At 67.3% G+C, this 17686-nt stretch carries 14 protein-coding genes; 10 read left to right on the top strand and 4 right to left on the bottom strand.

Going from position 1 to position 17686, the window contains the following annotated elements:
• The 4 genes from OG394_RS23410 (at position 1) to OG394_RS23425 (ending at position 5250) form a co-directional block, all read left to right on the top strand.
• Positions 1-1980, top strand: coding sequence for a class I SAM-dependent methyltransferase (locus tag OG394_RS23410; RefSeq protein WP_328989181.1), 1980 nt, complete (start codon positions 1-3; stop codon positions 1978-1980).
• The gene (locus tag OG394_RS23415; RefSeq protein ID WP_328989182.1) at positions 1981-3630 is read left to right on the top strand and encodes an aldo/keto reductase; all 1650 of its coding nucleotides are present in this window, start codon (positions 1981-1983) and stop codon (positions 3628-3630) included. It begins immediately after the preceding gene.
• Positions 3627-4433 (top strand): SDR family NAD(P)-dependent oxidoreductase, encoded by an 807-nt coding sequence (locus OG394_RS23420; RefSeq protein ID WP_328989183.1) that lies wholly within the window; start codon positions 3627-3629, stop codon positions 4431-4433. The genes OG394_RS23415 and OG394_RS23420 overlap by 4 nt, the downstream gene beginning before the upstream one ends.
• Before the next feature lie 118 nt (positions 4434-4551).
• A complete protein-coding gene (locus tag OG394_RS23425) occupies positions 4552-5250 on the top strand; it encodes a hypothetical protein (RefSeq protein WP_328989184.1) in 699 nt (232 codons plus the stop codon).
• 11 nt (positions 5251-5261) lie between these two features.
• Here the strand turns inward: OG394_RS23425 and OG394_RS23430 are convergent, their stop codons facing one another.
• Together OG394_RS23430 and OG394_RS23435 are read right to left on the bottom strand one after the other, a co-directional pair.
• A complete protein-coding gene (locus OG394_RS23430) occupies positions 5262-6077 on the bottom strand; it encodes a hypothetical protein (protein ID WP_328989185.1) in 816 nt (271 codons plus the stop codon).
• Entirely contained in the window at positions 6074-6742 is a 669-nt protein-coding gene (locus OG394_RS23435; RefSeq protein WP_328989186.1) for an RNA polymerase sigma factor, read from the bottom strand. The genes OG394_RS23430 and OG394_RS23435 overlap by 4 nt, the downstream gene beginning before the upstream one ends.
• A gap of 139 nt (positions 6743-6881) precedes the next feature.
• On the opposite strand from OG394_RS23435, the gene OG394_RS23440 reads away from it, so the two are divergent.
• The 3 genes from OG394_RS23440 (at position 6882) to OG394_RS23450 (ending at position 10143) form a co-directional block, all read left to right on the top strand.
• Entirely contained in the window at positions 6882-7679 is a 798-nt protein-coding gene (locus OG394_RS23440; RefSeq protein ID WP_328989187.1) for a class I SAM-dependent methyltransferase, read from the top strand.
• Between the two features lie 485 nt (positions 7680-8164).
• Positions 8165-8506, top strand: coding sequence for a DUF485 domain-containing protein (locus tag OG394_RS23445; protein ID WP_328989188.1), 342 nt, complete (start codon positions 8165-8167; stop codon positions 8504-8506).
• Positions 8503-10143: a solute symporter family protein gene (locus OG394_RS23450; RefSeq protein ID WP_328989189.1), complete on the top strand. Its 1641-nt coding sequence runs from the start codon at positions 8503-8505 to the stop codon at positions 10141-10143. The genes OG394_RS23445 and OG394_RS23450 overlap by 4 nt, the downstream gene beginning before the upstream one ends.
• Positions 10144-10188: 45 nt before the next feature.
• Here OG394_RS23450 and OG394_RS23455 read toward each other — a convergent pair whose 3' ends face one another.
• Both OG394_RS23455 and OG394_RS23460 read right to left on the bottom strand, forming a co-directional pair.
• Positions 10189-11058, bottom strand: coding sequence for a poly(ethylene terephthalate) hydrolase family protein (locus OG394_RS23455; RefSeq protein ID WP_328989190.1), 870 nt, complete (start codon positions 11056-11058; stop codon positions 10189-10191).
• A 212-nt stretch (positions 11059-11270) separates the two neighbouring features.
• The gene (locus OG394_RS23460; RefSeq protein WP_328989191.1) at positions 11271-11951 is read right to left on the bottom strand and encodes a winged helix-turn-helix transcriptional regulator; all 681 of its coding nucleotides are present in this window, start codon (positions 11949-11951) and stop codon (positions 11271-11273) included.
• Between the two features lie 49 nt (positions 11952-12000).
• Here OG394_RS23460 and OG394_RS23465 point away from each other — a divergent pair, with 49 nt between their 5' ends.
• The 3 genes from OG394_RS23465 to OG394_RS23475 all read left to right on the top strand — a co-directional run bounded on the left by OG394_RS23465 (position 12001) and on the right by OG394_RS23475 (position 17640).
• Positions 12001-12438, top strand: coding sequence for a pyridoxamine 5'-phosphate oxidase family protein (locus OG394_RS23465; RefSeq protein WP_328989192.1), 438 nt, complete (start codon positions 12001-12003; stop codon positions 12436-12438).
• 80 nt (positions 12439-12518) lie between these two features.
• On the top strand, positions 12519-13745 hold the full coding sequence (locus OG394_RS23470) for a TolB family protein (RefSeq protein WP_328989193.1): 1227 nt from the start codon (positions 12519-12521) through the stop codon (positions 13743-13745).
• 271 nt (positions 13746-14016) lie between these two features.
• The gene (locus OG394_RS23475; RefSeq protein ID WP_328989194.1) at positions 14017-17640 is read left to right on the top strand and encodes a discoidin domain-containing protein; all 3624 of its coding nucleotides are present in this window, start codon (positions 14017-14019) and stop codon (positions 17638-17640) included.
• Positions 17641-17686: the final 46 nt, after the last annotated feature.

The following is a 17686-nucleotide window of genomic DNA, read 5'->3' on the forward strand; positions in this document are numbered from 1 at the left end:
ATGACGTCCGACAGCAACCTGTCCTCCCGTATCACCCTGCTCGGCGGCGAGATGCTGACCTGGTCCGACCTGGACCGGACCAAGGGCACCGGACCGTTCGCCAGCCCGCTGGTCGTGCCGGTGCTGACGCAGCTGATGAACCAGTCCACCAAGGCGCTGATCGCCGGACCGCACGCACCCTGGCTGCTCGAGCGGTTCGCCGAGAACGTCGGCTCGCTCGACGTCGTGGTGCGCTCCTGGCCGGACGCCCACGCGCTGAACCTGCGCCTCAACGGCAAGCCGGTCCGGATCTACTGCGGCGCCTTCGAGAAGCTCGCGGTCGAGGAGAACCAGTACGACGTCGTGATGGCGCTCGACGGTATTCCGCGGCTGTTCGCGGCCGACAGCGTCGACCTGCCCTGGGCCGAGACGGTCGCGATGCTGCGCCGTCTGGTCAAGCCCGGCGGGCACCTGGTGCTCGGCGTCGGAAACGCGATGGGCCTGGACCAGCTGCTCGACGCGGACGCCTCGGTCAAGCCGGCAGCCGACGACCAGTGGCCGACCAGCACCGACGCCGACGTCAAGCCGCCGCCCGGGTTGAACGCGGTCAAGGCCGTGCTGGCCGCCAACGAGCTGGTCGTGCGCGAGCACTACGCCGTCTTCCCGCGGGCGTCGAAGACCTCGCTGATGGTGCACGAGCACACGCTGGCCGGTAGTGAGGGCGACGAGGTGCTGTCGATCCTCGCGTCGTCCGCGTTCGCCAACGGCATGGGCGACAAGCCGGTGCTGACCGATCCGCGCCGGCTGGCCCGCGAGATGGTTCGGCACGGCATGGGCATGCAGCTCGCGCCGGGCTGGCTGTTCGTCACCCAGGTGGCCGACCCGGCCGGAGAGACCGCCACGGCCGCGCCCGAGCAGACCGGGCTGGAAGCCGAGAACGAGGCCATCCAGTCCGCCGCCCGCCAGGCCGCCGAGGCCAGTGGTTCGGTCGGTTTCCCGGACGCGCTGATCACGGACAACCTCGAGCACCCGTACTGGGCCGTCGTACTCGAGCTCGGCCGCGACGCCGAGGGCAGCTGGCACCGCGACCTGATCGACGTGGGCCGTTCGACGCACGTGCGTGCGGCGGGTCATCTGCAGCGGGAGCCCGCCAAGCTGATCGGCCGCGTTCCCGGTGGCACGTTGCTGGAGGAGCGGTTCCTGACCGCTTGCCGGCACGACGACCTGAACGCGTTGCGCCGACTCGTCCGTGGCTATGCCGAGTGGCTGCACGACCAGGCCGAATTCGCCGCCTGGAAGGACCCGTGGTCGTCCGACGCGGCCGGCGTCAGCGAGCGTCTCGTCGTACCGGGTGGAGCCGTTTTCGCCACCTTCGAGAACGTCATGCTCGACGGCGACAAGCACGAGCTGCTCGACGCCAGCTGGAGCACCACGCTCCAAATTCCGTACGAGATCGCTCTGACCCGCGCCCTGCGCCGCTTCGGCTACCGGGTGCTCGCGGGCGGTCTGCGTCACCCCTGGCCGAACGGGATGTCCCCGAACCGCTTGACCGTGACGCTCGCGTCGATGGTCGGCGTGACGGTCACCCCGCACCTGCTGGAGCGTTCGGCCCGCCTCGAGGTCGAGCTCGAGGGCCAGCAGCGCAACAACACCGAGGTGGGCGACCAGCAGCTGTACTTCGAGCTGCAGACCATGGGCGAGCAGCCGATGGGCACCGAGCCGGGTCAGCCGCGCGGCTACCGCGAGGCCCTCGCCACGGTCGGCCAGCTCTCCACCGAGCTGTCCGAGGCGCAGAACCAGATCGAGTGGCTGGACGCGACCGTTCAGCTGCGCGAGGACCAGTTGCGCCGCGAGCGGAAGATCTCGGCCGACATCAAGAACTCGATGTCGTTCGCGATCGGTAACAGCCTCACCACGCCGTTCCGGGCCATCTTCAAGATGTTCCGGCCGGTCTTCCGGGCGATGAACCCGGCCGCAGCCGATCGGGACAGGAAGAAGTAAGTGAGCATTCGCGTCGTCATCCAGTCCCGGCTGTCGTCTTCGCGACTGCCGGGCAAGGCTCTGCTGACCATCGCCGGCCAGCCGATGGTCGTGCTGGCCGCCCGGCGGGTCGCGCGCGACGGTATTCCCGTCGTGGTCGCGACCAGCTCGGAGCCGGAGGACGACGCGATCGCCCAGGTCGCCGCCGACTTCGGCGTCACCGCGGTCCGCGGGTCGCTGGAAGACCCGCTGTCCCGGTTCATGGTCGCCACCGAGGGGATGGCGGACGACGACATCGTGGTCCGCCTCACCGCCGACAACGTGGTGCCCGACGCCGATCTCGTGCGCGAAATGGTCGACCTGATGCAGACGGCCGGCGTGGGTTACGTGCGCGTCGGCGGTCCCGGTGCCGCCGTGCCGTACGGCGTTGCCGCTGAGGCCTTCCCGGCGCGGCTGCTGCGCGAGGCTGATGCCGAGGCGGTCGACCGGGCCGACCGCGAGCACGTAACGCCGTACATCCGCCGGGTCGCGGGCGACAAGCTGATCAACCCTTCAGACCTGCCGGAAAACTGGGGTTCGCTGCGTTGCACGGTTGACGCGCTGGACGACTACGACCGGGTCTGGCGCCTGTTCGAGGGTGATCCCGACCCCATCGGCGTGAGCTGGCGCGAGTTGTGCAGCCGCCTCGACAGCACTGGTCTCGGTCGGCTCCGGGTTCGCCGCAAGAACGTCATCGAACAAGGGCCGTACCTGCTCGGCACGGTCCAGCTAGGCCTGGAGTACGGCGCGGCCAATACCAAGGGCCTGCCGACCGACACCGAGGCCTACCAGATCCTCAACACGGCCGCCGAGGTCGGCGTCAGCCACCTCGACACCGCTCGCGCGTACGGCGATAGCGAGAAGCGCATCGGTACGGCGCTTGCCCGCGGCCTCGGCGAGCGACTGGGCGTCGTGACGAAGCTGCGCCCGCTCGACGACGTACCGGCTGATGCTCCGGCCGGCTGGGCCCGTGCCGCGCTCGACGCGTCCGTGGCCGAATCCCTGCGCAACCTGCGGGCGAGCAAGATCGACGCGCTGTTGCTGCATCGGACCCGCGATCTCTACAAGGGCGGTACGGCGATCCGCGACGGGCTTCGCGACCTGCGCGAGAACGGCATCGTCACGTTGACCGGTGTCTCGGTGATGACGCCGGTCGAGCTGATCGAGGTGCTCGCGGATCCCGAGGTGGGATACGTCCAACTGCCGTTCAACCTGGTCGACACGCGCTGGGTGACACCCGAGGTGACGGCAGCACTGGTGGCCCGTCCGGACGTGGTCATCACCGTTCGAAGCGTCTTCCTGCAGGGTCTGCTGGTCGGTGGCGACAACGCGCGCTGGCCGGTGATCGAGGGCGTCGATGCCGACTACTCGCGGGTGATTCGCAGGACCGTCGACGAGCTCGTCGCCGACTTCGGCCGGGCGAACGCGGCGGACCTCTGCCTCGCGTACGTCCTCGGCCACGAGTGGGTCACCTCGGTCGTGCTCGGCGCCGATACGCCTGCCCAGGTTCGCGAACAGGCCGAGCTGATCCGGCACAAGCCTGTCACGCGCGAGCAGATGCGCGAGGTCCGGGCGCGCCTCGGCGACCTGCCCGAGGCGTTGGTCGACCCGGCTCAGTGGAAGCAGTCATGACCGTACCGCCGGGCGCCGACATCTTCCGTTTGGATGGCGCCGTCGCGATCGTGACCGGTGCCTCCGGCTGGCTCGGTACGGCGATGACCGCCGTACTGGCCGAAGCCGGTGCCCACGTGGTCGCCATCGCCCGGGACAAGACCCGCCTGGATGCCGTGGTCGAGCCCTTGCGCGCGGCCGGGCATTCGCTCGAGGCCCTGCCGTGCGACATCAGTACGCCGGATTGGCCCGCCGCCGTACGACGTATCGCCGCCGAGCGCGGGCGTATCGACGTACTGGTGAACAACGCGCACGTCGGTCGCGGCGGATCGTTGCGCTTGGCAACGGCCGACCACTATCGCGAAGCGCTGGAGCTCGGCATCATCGCCGCCTCCGAAGGCATCAACGCCGCCCGCGACGGCTTCACCGCCAGCCTTGCCGCCGGCGGCAGGCCTTCGGTCATCAACGTCTCCTCGATGTACGGCGTGGTCTCCCCCGACCCGGGTCTGTACGACACCGAGGAAGGCCGGAATCCCCCGTACTACGGCGTGATCAAGGCCGGCCTGCTCCAGCTCACCCGGTACGCCGCAGCCGAACTGGGCCCGCAGGGTATCCGCGTCAACGCCCTCACGCCCGGCCCGTTCCCGCAGCACCCGGACAAGATGGACCCGGCCTTCGTCGACCGCCTCGCCTCGCGCACCGTGCTAAAGCGCATCGGCACCCCCGACGACATCCGCGCCCCCCTCCTCTTCCTGGCCAGCCCCCACTCCGCCTACGTCACCGGCACCAACCTCATCGTCGACGGCGGCTGGACCATCACCTAACCCCTGTTCATCGGGCCCTTGTGACCAGGCGTGTCGCCGTTCATTGGGCCCTTCTTGACACATTTCCTCGCGGTGCGGCGCAGGTTGACCAACGATGGCCGCCGCTAGGCTCCGGCGCGTGACCGCGTATTCGCTGGGCCCCCTTCCGATCACCGGCAGGCTGGCGCTCCTGCTGGCAGTGTGTCTTCTTGGTCTCCTGATGGCCGGCTGGGGTGTTTCGCGGCTGGTCTTTCACCGCGCGAAACCCGTGCCGCTGGTGGCGCAGACACCGCCCGTGGTGGCCCCGAAGCGGGCATCGAAGGCTGCGCCGATTGTCGCGCTGGTCGTCGGGCTCAGCGTGGCGCTCGGAACGGCGGGCCTGTTGGCATTGGCCTCCTGGGCGGCCTCTACCGGCTACGAGATTCGGCTGGCCGAAGTGGCCGGCGGCCAGGAACGCCGTCCGCTGGATGCCGGGACACTTGAAACCTACGAAGGTGACCAGGTCGCCGGATACCGCGATCCGAGTGGTGTCGGCACCCCGATCATCTTCGTGGGCATGGACGCGGGCTCGGCCTCACCGGACGAGTTGCTGGCTGCGCTCTTCGGTTCTCTCCAGAACAGCGAAATCGACACCTCGCCCCTGACCGACTACCCGGCGGGCGAACTCGGCGGCAAGCTGAAATGCCTTAGCGTGCTCGTGAACGGCGTACCCCGGCGGCAGGCGTGCGCGTGGGCTGATGACCACACCATCGGTATGGCCATCAGCGTCGGCACCCGCGAGCCCGCGCTCGCCGAGTTGCTGGTGCGGATGCGCGCCGACCTGGAAGTGCCCCGCTAGCCGGTCGGCTGTTAGAGGGTCAGGGTGATGGTGGTTGTGGTGCCGTCGCGGTAGGTGGCTTGGAGGGGGACGCCTTGGCGGCTGGCGGATTCGAGTTCGTTGCCGGGTAGCCAGAGGGCGAACTGGCCGCCGTTGACGGTGGCTTTGACCTTGCCGCGGGTCGGGCTGGTGTAGGTGAGACTGGTGACGTCTGATCCGGCCAGGCCGGCGGCGACGGAGAGTTCATTTCCGTCGGCTGAGCCGGTGCCGAGAACGGTTGCGGTGAGGCCGCGGGGGGTTGGGCGGTCGGCGGATGCGGTTTTTCCGATGGAGCCGAAGTAGTCCTGGAATAGGCGTGTCGAGTCGTCGGTGATGCAGAGGGCGGAGAAGCCGTCTTGACCTGCTAGGACCACGAGCGTCCAAGCGCCGCGTCGTTCCGAGATCGCGGTGGCGGACCTCGACAGTTCGTCGCGGAATTCTGGGCTGCCTGACTTCTGCTGGTCGCGGCAGGAGGCTGCGGCGCTCGCCTTGTCCTTTGCCGACATGCCGACTGGTGCCGCGGTCCACGTGGCGAAGGCCTCGTCGCCGCCGACGAGTGACGGCAGGACAACGGCCGTGACGGCTGCAGCGGCCACGAGGCCGGAGCCCAACGCCATCCGCGTGGCGAGTCGGCGTCTCCGCGGCCGAACACCGGCCTGCGCCGGATTCGTCGCGTCCGTCGGGGTCGTCGGGTCGGTCGCGAGGATGTGGTGGAGGTCGGTGCGAGCGCGGGGACCGTGCGGGTCGATGGCGTCGGGGGTGGCCGGGTCGAGCGTCTTCAGGATTTGGAGATCGTCGATGCGAGTCATGCGGTGGGCCTTTCGGGGGTACCCGCGTGGGTGGGCGCGGGATGGGGAAGGTGGCCGAGATACGTGCGCAAGGCGCGCCGGGCGCGACTCAGGCGCAGCCGGAACGCGACTGGCGAGATGCCGAGAACCACTGCGGCTTGGGGCGCCGCGAGGCCGTCGAGAACCGCGAGGGCGAGGACCTCCTGATGTACGGCGGAGAGCCGGTTCCACGCCGTCGCGAGATCGACCTGGCGGGCCACGAAATCGGCGTCGCCGTCTGGCGGGACCAGCCTTGTCTCCGCGAGTCGTACGGCGAGCGCGCGCTGGCGTTCGGCACCGCGGCGGGAGTTCAGGATGGTGTGCCGGGTGATGCCGAACAGCCACGCGCGGGCGTCCACCAGACGTTTCGGTACGTCGTCCAGGCGGCGCCACGCGACCAGGAAGGCCTCCGCGACGATGTCCTCGGCATGGGTGTGATGCGCCCGGCGCTGGGCGAAGCGGATCAGGTCCGCGTACGCCGCGTCGTACAGCGCGATGAACCGAGCCTCACGCTCGTCGGCACCCGAAGAGCCGGTGGCGCCTGACGAGCGGGTGGCGCGCGATGAGTCGGCGACACGTGAGGAGTCGGCGACGTGTGAGGGGTCGGTGGCGCGTGAGGGGTCGGGGGCGCGTGAAGGGTTGCTCATGACCCGTACCTGTCCGGCACGAGATCAAGTGTGTCGCGCCTCCCGGTCAACGCGTGGGAACGGCTCATCAGGGGTGCGGCGCGGCCGGTTTGGTCATCATGACCGGGTAAGTGGTCCGGTTACGGCATGATTTGACGTGATGACCACCGACGACAGGGACCGCGCGCAGTCTTTTGGCGCCGTCGCACAGGCTTACGACGCGGGACGGCCGACGTTCCCGGCCGAGGCCCTGCGCTGGATCACGGGTCCCGGGCGGCTGCAAGTGCTGGATCTCGGCGCCGGAACGGGCAAGCTGAGCCAGGTCGCGCTGGACCAGGGCCATGCCGTGCTCGCGATCGACCCGTCCGAGGAAATGCTCGCGGTCTGCGGTAAGCGCCGCGGCATCGAGACCATGGTCGGTACGGCGGAGTCCATCCCGCTCGCGCACGCCTCGGTCGATGTGGTCGTGGTCGGGCAGGCGTTCCACTGGTTCGAGCATGAGCGGGCGCTGCCGGAGATCGCCCGCGTGCTGCGGCCCAACGGCGTACTCGGTCTGCTTTGGAACAACTACGACGTGGTCGTGCCGTGGGTCCGCCGGCTGGCCGTCACGATGATGGGCGAGGACTTCCTCGCGGGCGGCGGACACAACTACGACCCGACGCCCGTGCTCACCGACTCGAACCTCTTCTCGTACATCGAGCGGACGTCGATCCGGCACTGGCAGAGCATGGACAAGTTCGCCCTGCGCCAGCTCGCGCAATCGGTATCCCGCGTGTCGACGATGTCCGAGTCCAAGCGCGCCGGCGTCCTCGACCAGGTAGACGCCATCTACGCCAGCACGGCCCGGCCCCCCGAGCCGCTGCGAATGCCGTACATGACCTCAGCCTTCCGCGCCCGCCCCAGCGAACTCGCCAACTTCCAGCGCGACCGCGACGCCCCCATCGCCCCACCCCTCTAACCCCACCTCGAGTTGCCCCCAGCAACCGACCACCCACCCACGGCGCACACCGCCACGGTCGGACGCGAAATACGGCAGCCCTGTGGACAACCACCCGACGGTCGGACGCAAAATGCGGCCGCCCTGTGCAAACCCCCTGCGACGGTCGGACGCGAAATGCGGCCTGTGGACGCCGAGCCCACGCCACCCAGGCCCGAACCGCACACCTCCGCGCCAATTTGGGGATAACACTCCCGCGAGGTGCCTCCTTGCGCTTGCACACGCGCCACACAACAAGGCACCTCGCGGGAGGGTTATCCCAAATTCGCCCGCGCGTGCGCATTCCGCGTCCGACCGTGGCAGCACTATCCACAGGCGCGAACCGCATCTCGCGTCCGACCGTGGCAGGGGGAAAAAGTGGTGTGGATGTCACGCTGACGAGTTGGGCGATTACCGCTAACGTGTGCCACTGATCACATCTGCTCCAGCAGGGAGGGAAGCCCGAGATGGAAGAGGAGTCGGTTGCCGACCGGGAGGCCAGGGCCTACCAGGCGGTGAGCGAGGCGGAGGATTTCGCCCAACTCAAGCATCGGTTCAAGGCGTTCGTGCTGCCTTGGACCATCACCTTCATGGTCTGGTATCTGCTGTACGTCGCGTGCAACAACTGGGCCCGGGACTTCATGAAGACCCAGGTGATCGGCAACGTCAACGTCGCACTGGTCTTCGGCCTGCTGCAGTTCGTCTCCACTTTCGTCATCGCCGGGCTGTACGGCCGGTATGCCAACCGTAAGCTCGACCCGCTCGCGGCCGGGCTCAACGCCAAGTTCAAGAGGGAGCGCCGCCGGTGACCGCGCTGCTACTGCCCCTGGCCGACGCCGAGCCGGGCAACCAGACCCTGACGATCTCCTTGTTCACGGCCGTCGTCGCCGTCACGCTGTACATCACCTGGTGGGCCTCCCGCCAGAACAAGACCACCGCCGACTACTACGCCGGCGGTCGCAACTTCAGCGGCGCGCAGAACGGTCTGGCTGTCGCGGGTGACTACATGTCGGCGGCATCCTTCCTTGGTATCTCCGGCCAGATCGCCCTCTACGGCTACGACGGCTTCCTGTACTCGATCGGCTTCCTGGTGGCCTGGCTGGTCGCACTCCTGCTGGTCGCGGAGCTGCTGCGGAACTCGGGCCGCTTCACGATGGCCGACCAACTGGCTTACCGGATGAAGCAGAAGCCGATCCGCACGGCCGCGGCGACGTCGACGATCGTGGTGTCGATCTTCTACCTGCTGGCCCAGATGGTCGGCGCGGGTTCGCTCGTCGGTCTGCTGCTCGGCGTCAAGGACGAAGGTCTGAAGGCCGGCGTGATCGTCCTGGTCGGCGCGCTGATGATCATCTACGTGACGATCGGCGGGATGAAGGGCACCACCTGGGTGCAGATCGTCAAGGCCGTGCTGCTGATGACGGGCACGGTGCTCATCACCTTCCTGGTATTGCTGAAGTTCGACTTCAACATCTCCAAGCTCCTCGGCGCCGCCGCGACCAACTCGGGCAAGGGGCAGGACTTCCTCGGCCCGGGATTGCTGTACGGCAAGGACCTCGTCGGCCAGATCGACTTCCTGTCCCTCGGCCTGGCCCTGGTGCTCGGAACGGCAGGTCTGCCGCACATCCTGATCCGCTTCTACACCGTGCCGGACAGCAAGTCGGCCCGGCGTTCGGTGCAGTGGGCGATCGGCCTGATCGGCGCCTTCTACCTGATGACGCTGGCCCTCGGCTTCGGCGCTGCCGCCCTGCTGGACACCGGCAAGGACAGCGCGGTCGCGGCCTCCAAGGGCAACACCGCCTCGCCGTTGCTGGCCGAAGTGGTCGGTGGTGGTGCCGGTTCGACCGGTGGTGCGATCCTGCTGGCCCTGATCGCGGCCGTCGCGTTCGCCACCATCCTGGCCGTGGTCGCAGGTCTGACCCTCACGTCGGCCTCGTCGTTCGCCCATGACCTCTACGCCAACGTCTTCGCCAAGGGCAAGGTGTCCGAGCGGGACGAGATCCGGGTGGCACGGTTCGCGGCCATCGGCATCGGCGCGGTCGCGATCGCGCTGGCCATTCCGGCGCAGAAGCTGAACATCGCCTTCTTGGTGGCCTTGGCCTTCGCCGTCGCCGCCTCGGCGAACCTGCCCGCCTTGCTCTACAACTTGTTCTGGAAGCGGTTCAACACTTCCGGAGCCATCTGGAGCATCTACGGCGGCCTGGTCTCGGCGGTCGTGCTGGTGTTCTTCTCGCCAGTGGTGTCGGGCAAGGAGACGTCGATGTTCACCGGTGTGGACTTCTCCTGGTTCCCGTTGTCGAACCCGGGCATCGTGTCGATCCCGCTCGGCTTCATCTTCGGTGTCATCGGCACGTACCTCGGCAAGGACCGCACCAGCGAGCAGCGCTACACCGAGCTCCAGGTCCGCGCCTTGACCGGCGCCGGCGCGGAAGCCGCCGCCAAGCACTAAGTTGATGGGACCGCGAGCCCAACAGCTCGCGGTCCTTTCAACGTTTTAGGCGTACGGGCAGGTGGATCGGTACTCCTCGACCGTGGTGCTCGGCGTCGGGCCCGGGCAGATGAACTGGGTATAGCGGACGTCGTTGTCGATGAAGCGCTTCAGCCACGAGATGCTGAACTTCGCGACCGTGACGTTCGGCGAGGTCGGTGCGGAATGCCCTGCGTTGTTCAATTCCAGGTACGCCTTGCCAGGCGCGGCCGGCAGGCTGACGTAGAACGGCTCGGAGTGGCTGCCGACCGACGCGGTCGTATCGTTCTCGGCCCCGACCACGAGGCTCGGCACGGTCACTCCCGACCAGTTTTTCGTTGTATTCCAGGCGGTCAACGGCACGATCGCCTGAAGCGACGGCCGGTCCTTGGCCGCTTCGAGCGAACCGCCTCCGCCCATCGAATGGCCCATTGCGCCAAGCCGGGTGGCGTCGATGCGAGTCCGCACGGCACTCGAACCGGTCAGGTAATCGAGAGCCGCGAGCAGTTGGTCGCCACGGCTGGCGGGAAAGTCGTACGGCGACAGGGTGTCGATGGTGATGATCACGAATCCCTGCGAGGCAAGGCGTGGTCCCAGCCAGGCGACGCTGGACTGCGTGCCCGTGAACCCAGGCGAAATCGCGATCGCGCCGAACGTGCCCTCAGCCGTACTGGTCGGGTAGTAGATCGTGCCGCCCCTGAAACCACGGACGCTCGAAGCCGGCACCGAGATCTGCGCGATCTCGAACGGACCACGCGCTGCCTCGATACTGGCGTTCGTCGGATCGGGCCCACGCTCGTACGGGTTTTCGGCGGCCTGCGCGGCCGGTGGAGTGAGAACGGTGGCGGTCAGGACGGCGGCAACGAATGCCGCTTGCAGCCGGGGACGGAATCTCATCGGTGCTCCCTCACAACGGACCGGACGAACCGCTCAGCGGGATTCGGCAACCGTCTGCCGGGGCGTACCGCCAAGCGATCCGAGAGATGTGTGCGTTAACGTAAACGCCCGACTACCCTCCGTCAATAGCGCAGCTACCCTCCAGTAGCAATTCGCTGCTGACGGCCTCGGCGGACCTGGATGTCATGGGGACGGTCTGAAATCTCAACGGGTCAAGAGGCTGCGGGTAGCGGGCGGATGGGGAAGATGGCGGCGAAATCCTCGAGGCCGGCGAGCTTCTTAGCCGCTGACCGGTCGTCCATCGCGGAGAGTTGCACGTTGCCCTGGGCAACCACTTCGGCGGCTGTGATCTCGCCTGCCAGCAAAGGGGTCAGCGGACCGAATGCCTCGATCACCAGATCCGCCTTGCCTGTCGACCCGGCATCCGTTGCCAGTTCGCCGTTCTCGATTTGAGCACTGATGACGACGTCACCGAAGCGCAGCTCGTACGTCGCACTGCGGCCGGCCACCGCGTCAGGGTCGAAGGTCGAGCGCAGAGCCATGATCAACGAGTCGGCCGTCGCGATCTCGCCCTCACCAAACGCGCCGAGCCGCTGCGCACCCCAACGGCCTAGGGCGAGCACGATCCCCTCCAACTCCTGCCCGAACTCCGTCAGCTCGTAGACCACTGACCCAGCCGGGCGCGGCAGCACTCGTCGTACGACGACACCTGCGGCCTCTAGCTCCTTGAGCCGCGTAGCGAGGACGTTGGTCGGAATACGCGGCAGGCCCGTCTTGAGATCGGTATAGCGCTTCGGGCCAACGAGGAGGTCTCGCACGATCAGTAGGGCCCAACGCTCGCCCACCATCTCCAAGGCCCGGGCAACGCCGCAGAACTGGCCGTAGCTTTTCATAACACCACTCTACTTGACAGAGCTTACTTGTTTAAATGAAGCTCGATGCATGTCCAAGATGAGCAAGCAGGCCCGCGAAGAGTTCCTAGCCGCCACCCACGTCGCCGTCCTATCCGTTGCCGGCGAGGAGGGCCGCCCGCCAATGAGCGCGCCGACCTTCTACGGCTATGCCCCGGGCGGGGACATCACCGTCTTCACCGCCACGCAACGCCGTACGCCGTTGAAGTTGCGGCACATCCGCGAGCGGGGAGTCGTCAGTCTCGTCGTACAGCGAGAGGAACCGCCCTACGCGTACGTCACGGTCGAGGGCAGCGTCGTCGACATCGCCAGCCCACCAGCCGAGCCGCAGATGCTGGCGATTCTCGAGCGGTACATGCCGGCCGAGCACGCGTACGGCTTCACTCGCGGCGAACTGGATGACCCGGAGACCAAGCTGACGCTGATCACGATCCGGCCGAAGCGCTGGCTCACCTCCGACATGAGCTAGCACCCAAGTCGAGCCCGACGCAGCCGCCCACCCGCGCCGCGACACCACCCGCGGCTCGCGCATCCCTTGACCCGCTGCGGATGCAGTCCTACAGCATCGGCAGCGCGGGAAACCAGGCCGACGGAGGCAGCGGCCAGACGGGCATCAGCGCCGATGGCCGCTTCGTGACTTTCGACTCCAACGAGCCAGACTTCGCCCCCGGGGACGGCGACGATCTCATCGATGTCTTCGTGCACGATCTGGCCGACGCCACCACAAGCCTTGTGAGCGTCAACGACAACGGCCGAAAGGGCAACGGCGATAGCCTCAATGCGGCGATCAGCGCCAATGGACGCTTCGTGGTGTTCGACTCCCAAGCGACGAACCTGGTCCGTCACGACCAAAACGGAGACAGCGATGTCTTTGTGCGTGACCTTCAGGCCCGCACGACGAAGCGGGTGAGCGTGAGCAGCACCGGCGCGGAGGGCAACGAGACCAGCTTCAACTTCAATCCTTCGATCAGCGCCGACGGTCAGTTCGTGGTCTTCCAGTCACAGGCGGACAATCTTGTCGCAGGTGACAGCAACCGCAACTCGGATGTGTTCGTCCACAACAACCAGACAGCGACCACGACCCTTGTCAGCAAAGGCATTGGAGGGCCGGCGAATAGCGGAAGCGGCCTGCCGTACATCAGCGGTGACGGGCGTTTCGTGGGCTTCATCTCGGCGGCCTCGAACCTTGTTCCCAACGATACGAACGGCAGCGCTGACGTCTTCGTGTATGACCGCGTCACTGGATCCACCCGCCGGGTCAATGTCGACAGCGCCGGAAACCAGGCCGCGCCGGGCCCGCTCGCGAACAGCGCCGAGCCGTCGCTGAGTGGAGACGGCCGCTTCGTGGCCTTCGGATCCCTCGCATCGAACCTGGTCTCCGGGGATACCAATGGGGCCCTCGACATCTTTGTTCACGATCAACAGACAGGAACGACAACCCGAGTCAGCGTCGACAGCGCCGGCGGCCAGGGAAACCGCGCAAGCAGCCTAGCTTCGATCAGCGCTGACGGCCGCCTGGTCTCGTTTGACTCGAGGGCGACGAACCTGGTGCCGGGTGATACCAACCGCCGCCGCGACGTTTTCGTGCATGACCGACTCACGGGCGTCACCACCCGGGAGAGCGGCGGGGACGGGACGGCGCAGAGCAACGGCGACAGCGGCGACGCGGTGATCGCGCCGAACGGAAACCGGATCGCTTTCGAGTCGCTCGCCACCAACCTCGTCGCGGGTGACACCAACGGGCTCCGGGACGCCTTCCTCCACGACCTGGGCTGATCGATTCGCGGGTGAGATCAGGCCACCGCCCGCGGGCTTCGCCACGACAAGGCGTCGGCGAGACCGAGTGACGGACTACGGCGACGGATCTCCGTGGGCGGGATTCGGGGCATGAACCGTTGACGTTCTCGTAGCGCTGTCGTAACAATTGGCCACCACTCACGCAAATTCTTAACAGAGTGGCAGCAATTTCTGGCTAGTCACTGGAATTTGGTGGCAGCCAGCTCGCCCTGCGCCTGAACCACCGCCCATCAGGAGAGGCCCGGATGTCATGAGAACGACGCACGCACGATGGCGGTTGCTAGCCGCCACCCTCACCACCAGCTTGTTGTTCGCCGCCGGGCCCGCCCTCCAGCTCGGCCAGCAGGACGTCGGCAGCCGCGCAGCGGCCACAAGCCAAAAGACAAGCGCCGGGCCCAACCTGGCCGCGGGTAAGGCGGCGAGCGCCAGCAGCAACACCCAGGGGTACGTCGCGGGCAACGTCACCGACGGCAACCAGGCGTCGTACTGGGAGAGCAACAACAACGCCTTCCCGCAGTGGGTCCAGGTCGACCTCGGCTCGTCGCTCCAGACCAACCAGGTCGTGCTCAAGCTGCCGACCAGCGGTTGGGGCGCCCGGAACCAGACATTGACCGTCCAGGGCAGCACCGACAGCACGAACTTCAACGACCTCTCCGCCTCCCAGGCCCGATCGTTCGACCCGGCGAGCAACTCGACCGTCACGATCGACTACGGCAACTCCACCATCCGGTACGTCCGGATCCGCATCACCGCGAACACCGGCTGGCCCGCCGGTCAGCTCTCCGAGCTCGAGGTCTACGGCCCCTCCACCGGCGACACCCAGGCCCCGACCGCACCGACTGCCCTCGCCTACACCGAGCCCGGCACCGGCCAGATCCGACTAACCTGGAGCGCCTCCACCGACAACGTCGGCGTCACTGGATACGACGTCTACGCGAACGGCGCCTTGCGCACCAGCGTCGCGGGCAACGTGCTCACGTACACCGACACCCAGCCGGCCAGCGCGACCGTCAGCTACTTCGTCCGCGCGAAAGATGCCGCAGGCAACCAATCGGCCGACAGCAACACCGTCACCCGTGGCGGCAGCTCCGGCCCGGGCAACAACCTGGCGCTGGGCAAGCCGATCACGGCCTCCGGGCACGTGCACAGCTTCGTCGCGGCCAACGCCAACGACGACAACGTCAACACGTACTGGGAGGGCAACGGCAACCCGGCCACCCTCACGACCGAGCTCGGCTCGAACGCCGAGATCTCGTCGATCGTGATTCGGCTCAACCCGGACCAGGCTTGGGGCAACCGCACGCAAACCCTGCAGGTACTCGGTCGCGAGCAAAGCGCGTCGGCCTTCACCAGCATCGTCGCGTCGGCGTCGTACAACTTCAGCCCGTCGACCGGTAACACCATCACCATTCCGGTCAGCGCGACCGTCGCCGACGTACGGCTGAACTTCACCGCGAACACCGGCGCCCCGGCCGGCCAGGTCGCCGAGCTCCAGGTGATGGGCGTGCCCGCGCCGAACCCGGACCTGACGCTGAGTACAGTCTCGTGGACCCCGACCTCCCCGGTCGAGACCGACGCGGTGACGCTGCGGGCCACGGTGAACAACACCGGTAACGCGGCCTCGCCGGCGACCAACGTCAACTTCTACCTCGGCACCACCAAGGTCGGTACGGCGAACGTCGGTGCTATCGCCGCGGGCGGTTCGACCACCGTGACGGCGAATATCGGCCCACGCGACGCGGGCAGCTATCCGCTCAGCGCGAAGGTCGACGAGGCCAACACCGTGATTGAGCAGAACGACGCGAACAACTCGGCGAGCAGCTCGGGCCCGTTGGTCGTCACCCCGGTGGCGAGTTCGGACCTGATCGCGTCGGCGGTCGGCTGGAGCCCGGGCAATCCCTCGGCCGGCAGCAGCGTCGCGTTCTCGGTGACGATCCGGAACCAGGGCAGCGTCGCCTCGGCATCCGGCGCGCACGGCATCACCTTGCAGATCCTCAACGCGAGCTCCGTCGTACAGACCCTCAACGCCTCCTACAACGGCACCATCGCGGCAGGAGCATCCAGCCCAGCCGTTGCCCTCGGCAACTGGACGGCCGCCAACGGCCGGTACACCGTGAAGGTCGTGCTGGCCGACGACGCGAACGAGTTGCCGGTCAAGCGCACGAACAACACCAGCGAGCGCCCACTGTTCGTCGGACGCGGCGCCAACATGCCGTACGACCACCTGGAGGCCGAGGACGCCTCGGTCGGTGGCGGCGCCCAGGTCCTCGCGCCGAACCGCACCATCGGCGACCTCGCCGGTGAGGCCTCGGGCCGCCGGGCGGTGACGCTGAACTCGAACGGCAGTTTCGTCGAGTTCACCACCCGGGCGCAGACCAACACCCTCGTCACCCGGTTCTCCATCCCGGACTCCGCGGGTGGCGGCGGGATCGACTCGACCATCAACGTGTACGTCAACGGCTCGTTCCACAAGGCCCTGCCGCTGACTTCGAAGTACGCCTGGCTGTACGGCGCCGAGGCCGGCCCGGGGAACTCGCCGGGACAGGGTCCGGCCCGGCACATCTACGACGAGGCGAGCATCATGCTGGACGGGTCGTACCCGGCCGGTACCCGGATCAAGTTGCAGAAGGACCCGGCCAACAACACCAACTACGCGATCGACTTCATCAACACCGAGCAGGTCGCACCGATCGCCAACCCGAACCCCGCGGCGTACGCCGTACCGACCGGGTTCACCCATCAGGCCGTACAGGACGCGCTCGACAAGGCCCGGCAGGACGCCAACCTGATCGGCGTCTACCTGCCGGCGGGCACCTACGACACCGCCAGCAAGTTCCAGGTGTACGGCAAGGCGCTCAAGGTCGTCGGCGCCGGTCCCTGGTACACGAAGTTCCAGGCGCCGTCGTCCCAGTCGAACACCGACGTCGGGTTCACGGCACCGTCGTCCGCCAACGGCTCGTCGTTCACCGGGTTCGCGTACTTCGGCAACTACAACACCCGTAACGACGGCCCGGGCAAGGTGTTCGACTTCAACGGCACCACGAACATGACGATCGACAACATCTGGGTCGAGCACCAGATGTGCCTGTACTGGGGTGCGAATACCGACAACACCACGATCAAGAACTCGCGTATCCGCAACCTGTTCGCCGACGGCATCAACATGACGAACGGCTCGGCGGGCAACCTGGTCAGCAACAACGACGCCCGTGCCACCGGTGACGACAGCTTCGCGCTCTTCAACGCCGTCGATGGTGGCGGTGGCGAGGTCCGGGACAACGTCTTCGAGAACCTCTCGGCGACGCTGACCTGGCGGGCCGCGGGCTTCGCGGTGTACGGCGGGACGAACAACGTGTTCCGCAACCTGTACGTCGCGGACATCCTGGTCTACTCCGGCATCACGATCAGCTCGCTGGACTTCAACATCCCGATGAACGGCTTCGGCGCCACCCCGCCGACGCGGTTCGAGAACATCTCCGTGGTCCGGGCCGGCGGGCACTTCTGGGGTAACCAGACGTTCCCGGGGATCTGGATCTACTCGGCCACGAAGATCTTCCAGGGCATCCGCGTGAGCGATGTGGACATCGTCGATCCGACGTACAGCGGGATCATGTTCCAGACGGACTACGTCGGCGGGCAGCAGCTCTACCCGGTGACCGACACGATCCTGACGAACGTCTCGATCTCCGGTGCGCAGAAGAGCGGTGACGCGTTCGACGCCAAGTCCGGCTTCGGCATCTGGGCCAACGAGATGCCCGAACCCGGCGAAGGCCCGGCCGTCGGCACCGCCGTCTTCAACAACCTCCGCCTGTCCAACAACGCCGTCAACATCCGCAACACGACCTCAACCTTCACCATCACCCAAAACCCGTAACCTCGATAACGCGAGCCGCCGGAGGTCCAACCCCTCCGGCGGCTCG

This window comes from Kribbella sp. NBC_01245 (assembly GCF_036226525.1).
In the GTDB taxonomy this organism is placed as follows: domain Bacteria; phylum Actinomycetota; class Actinomycetes; order Propionibacteriales; family Kribbellaceae; genus Kribbella.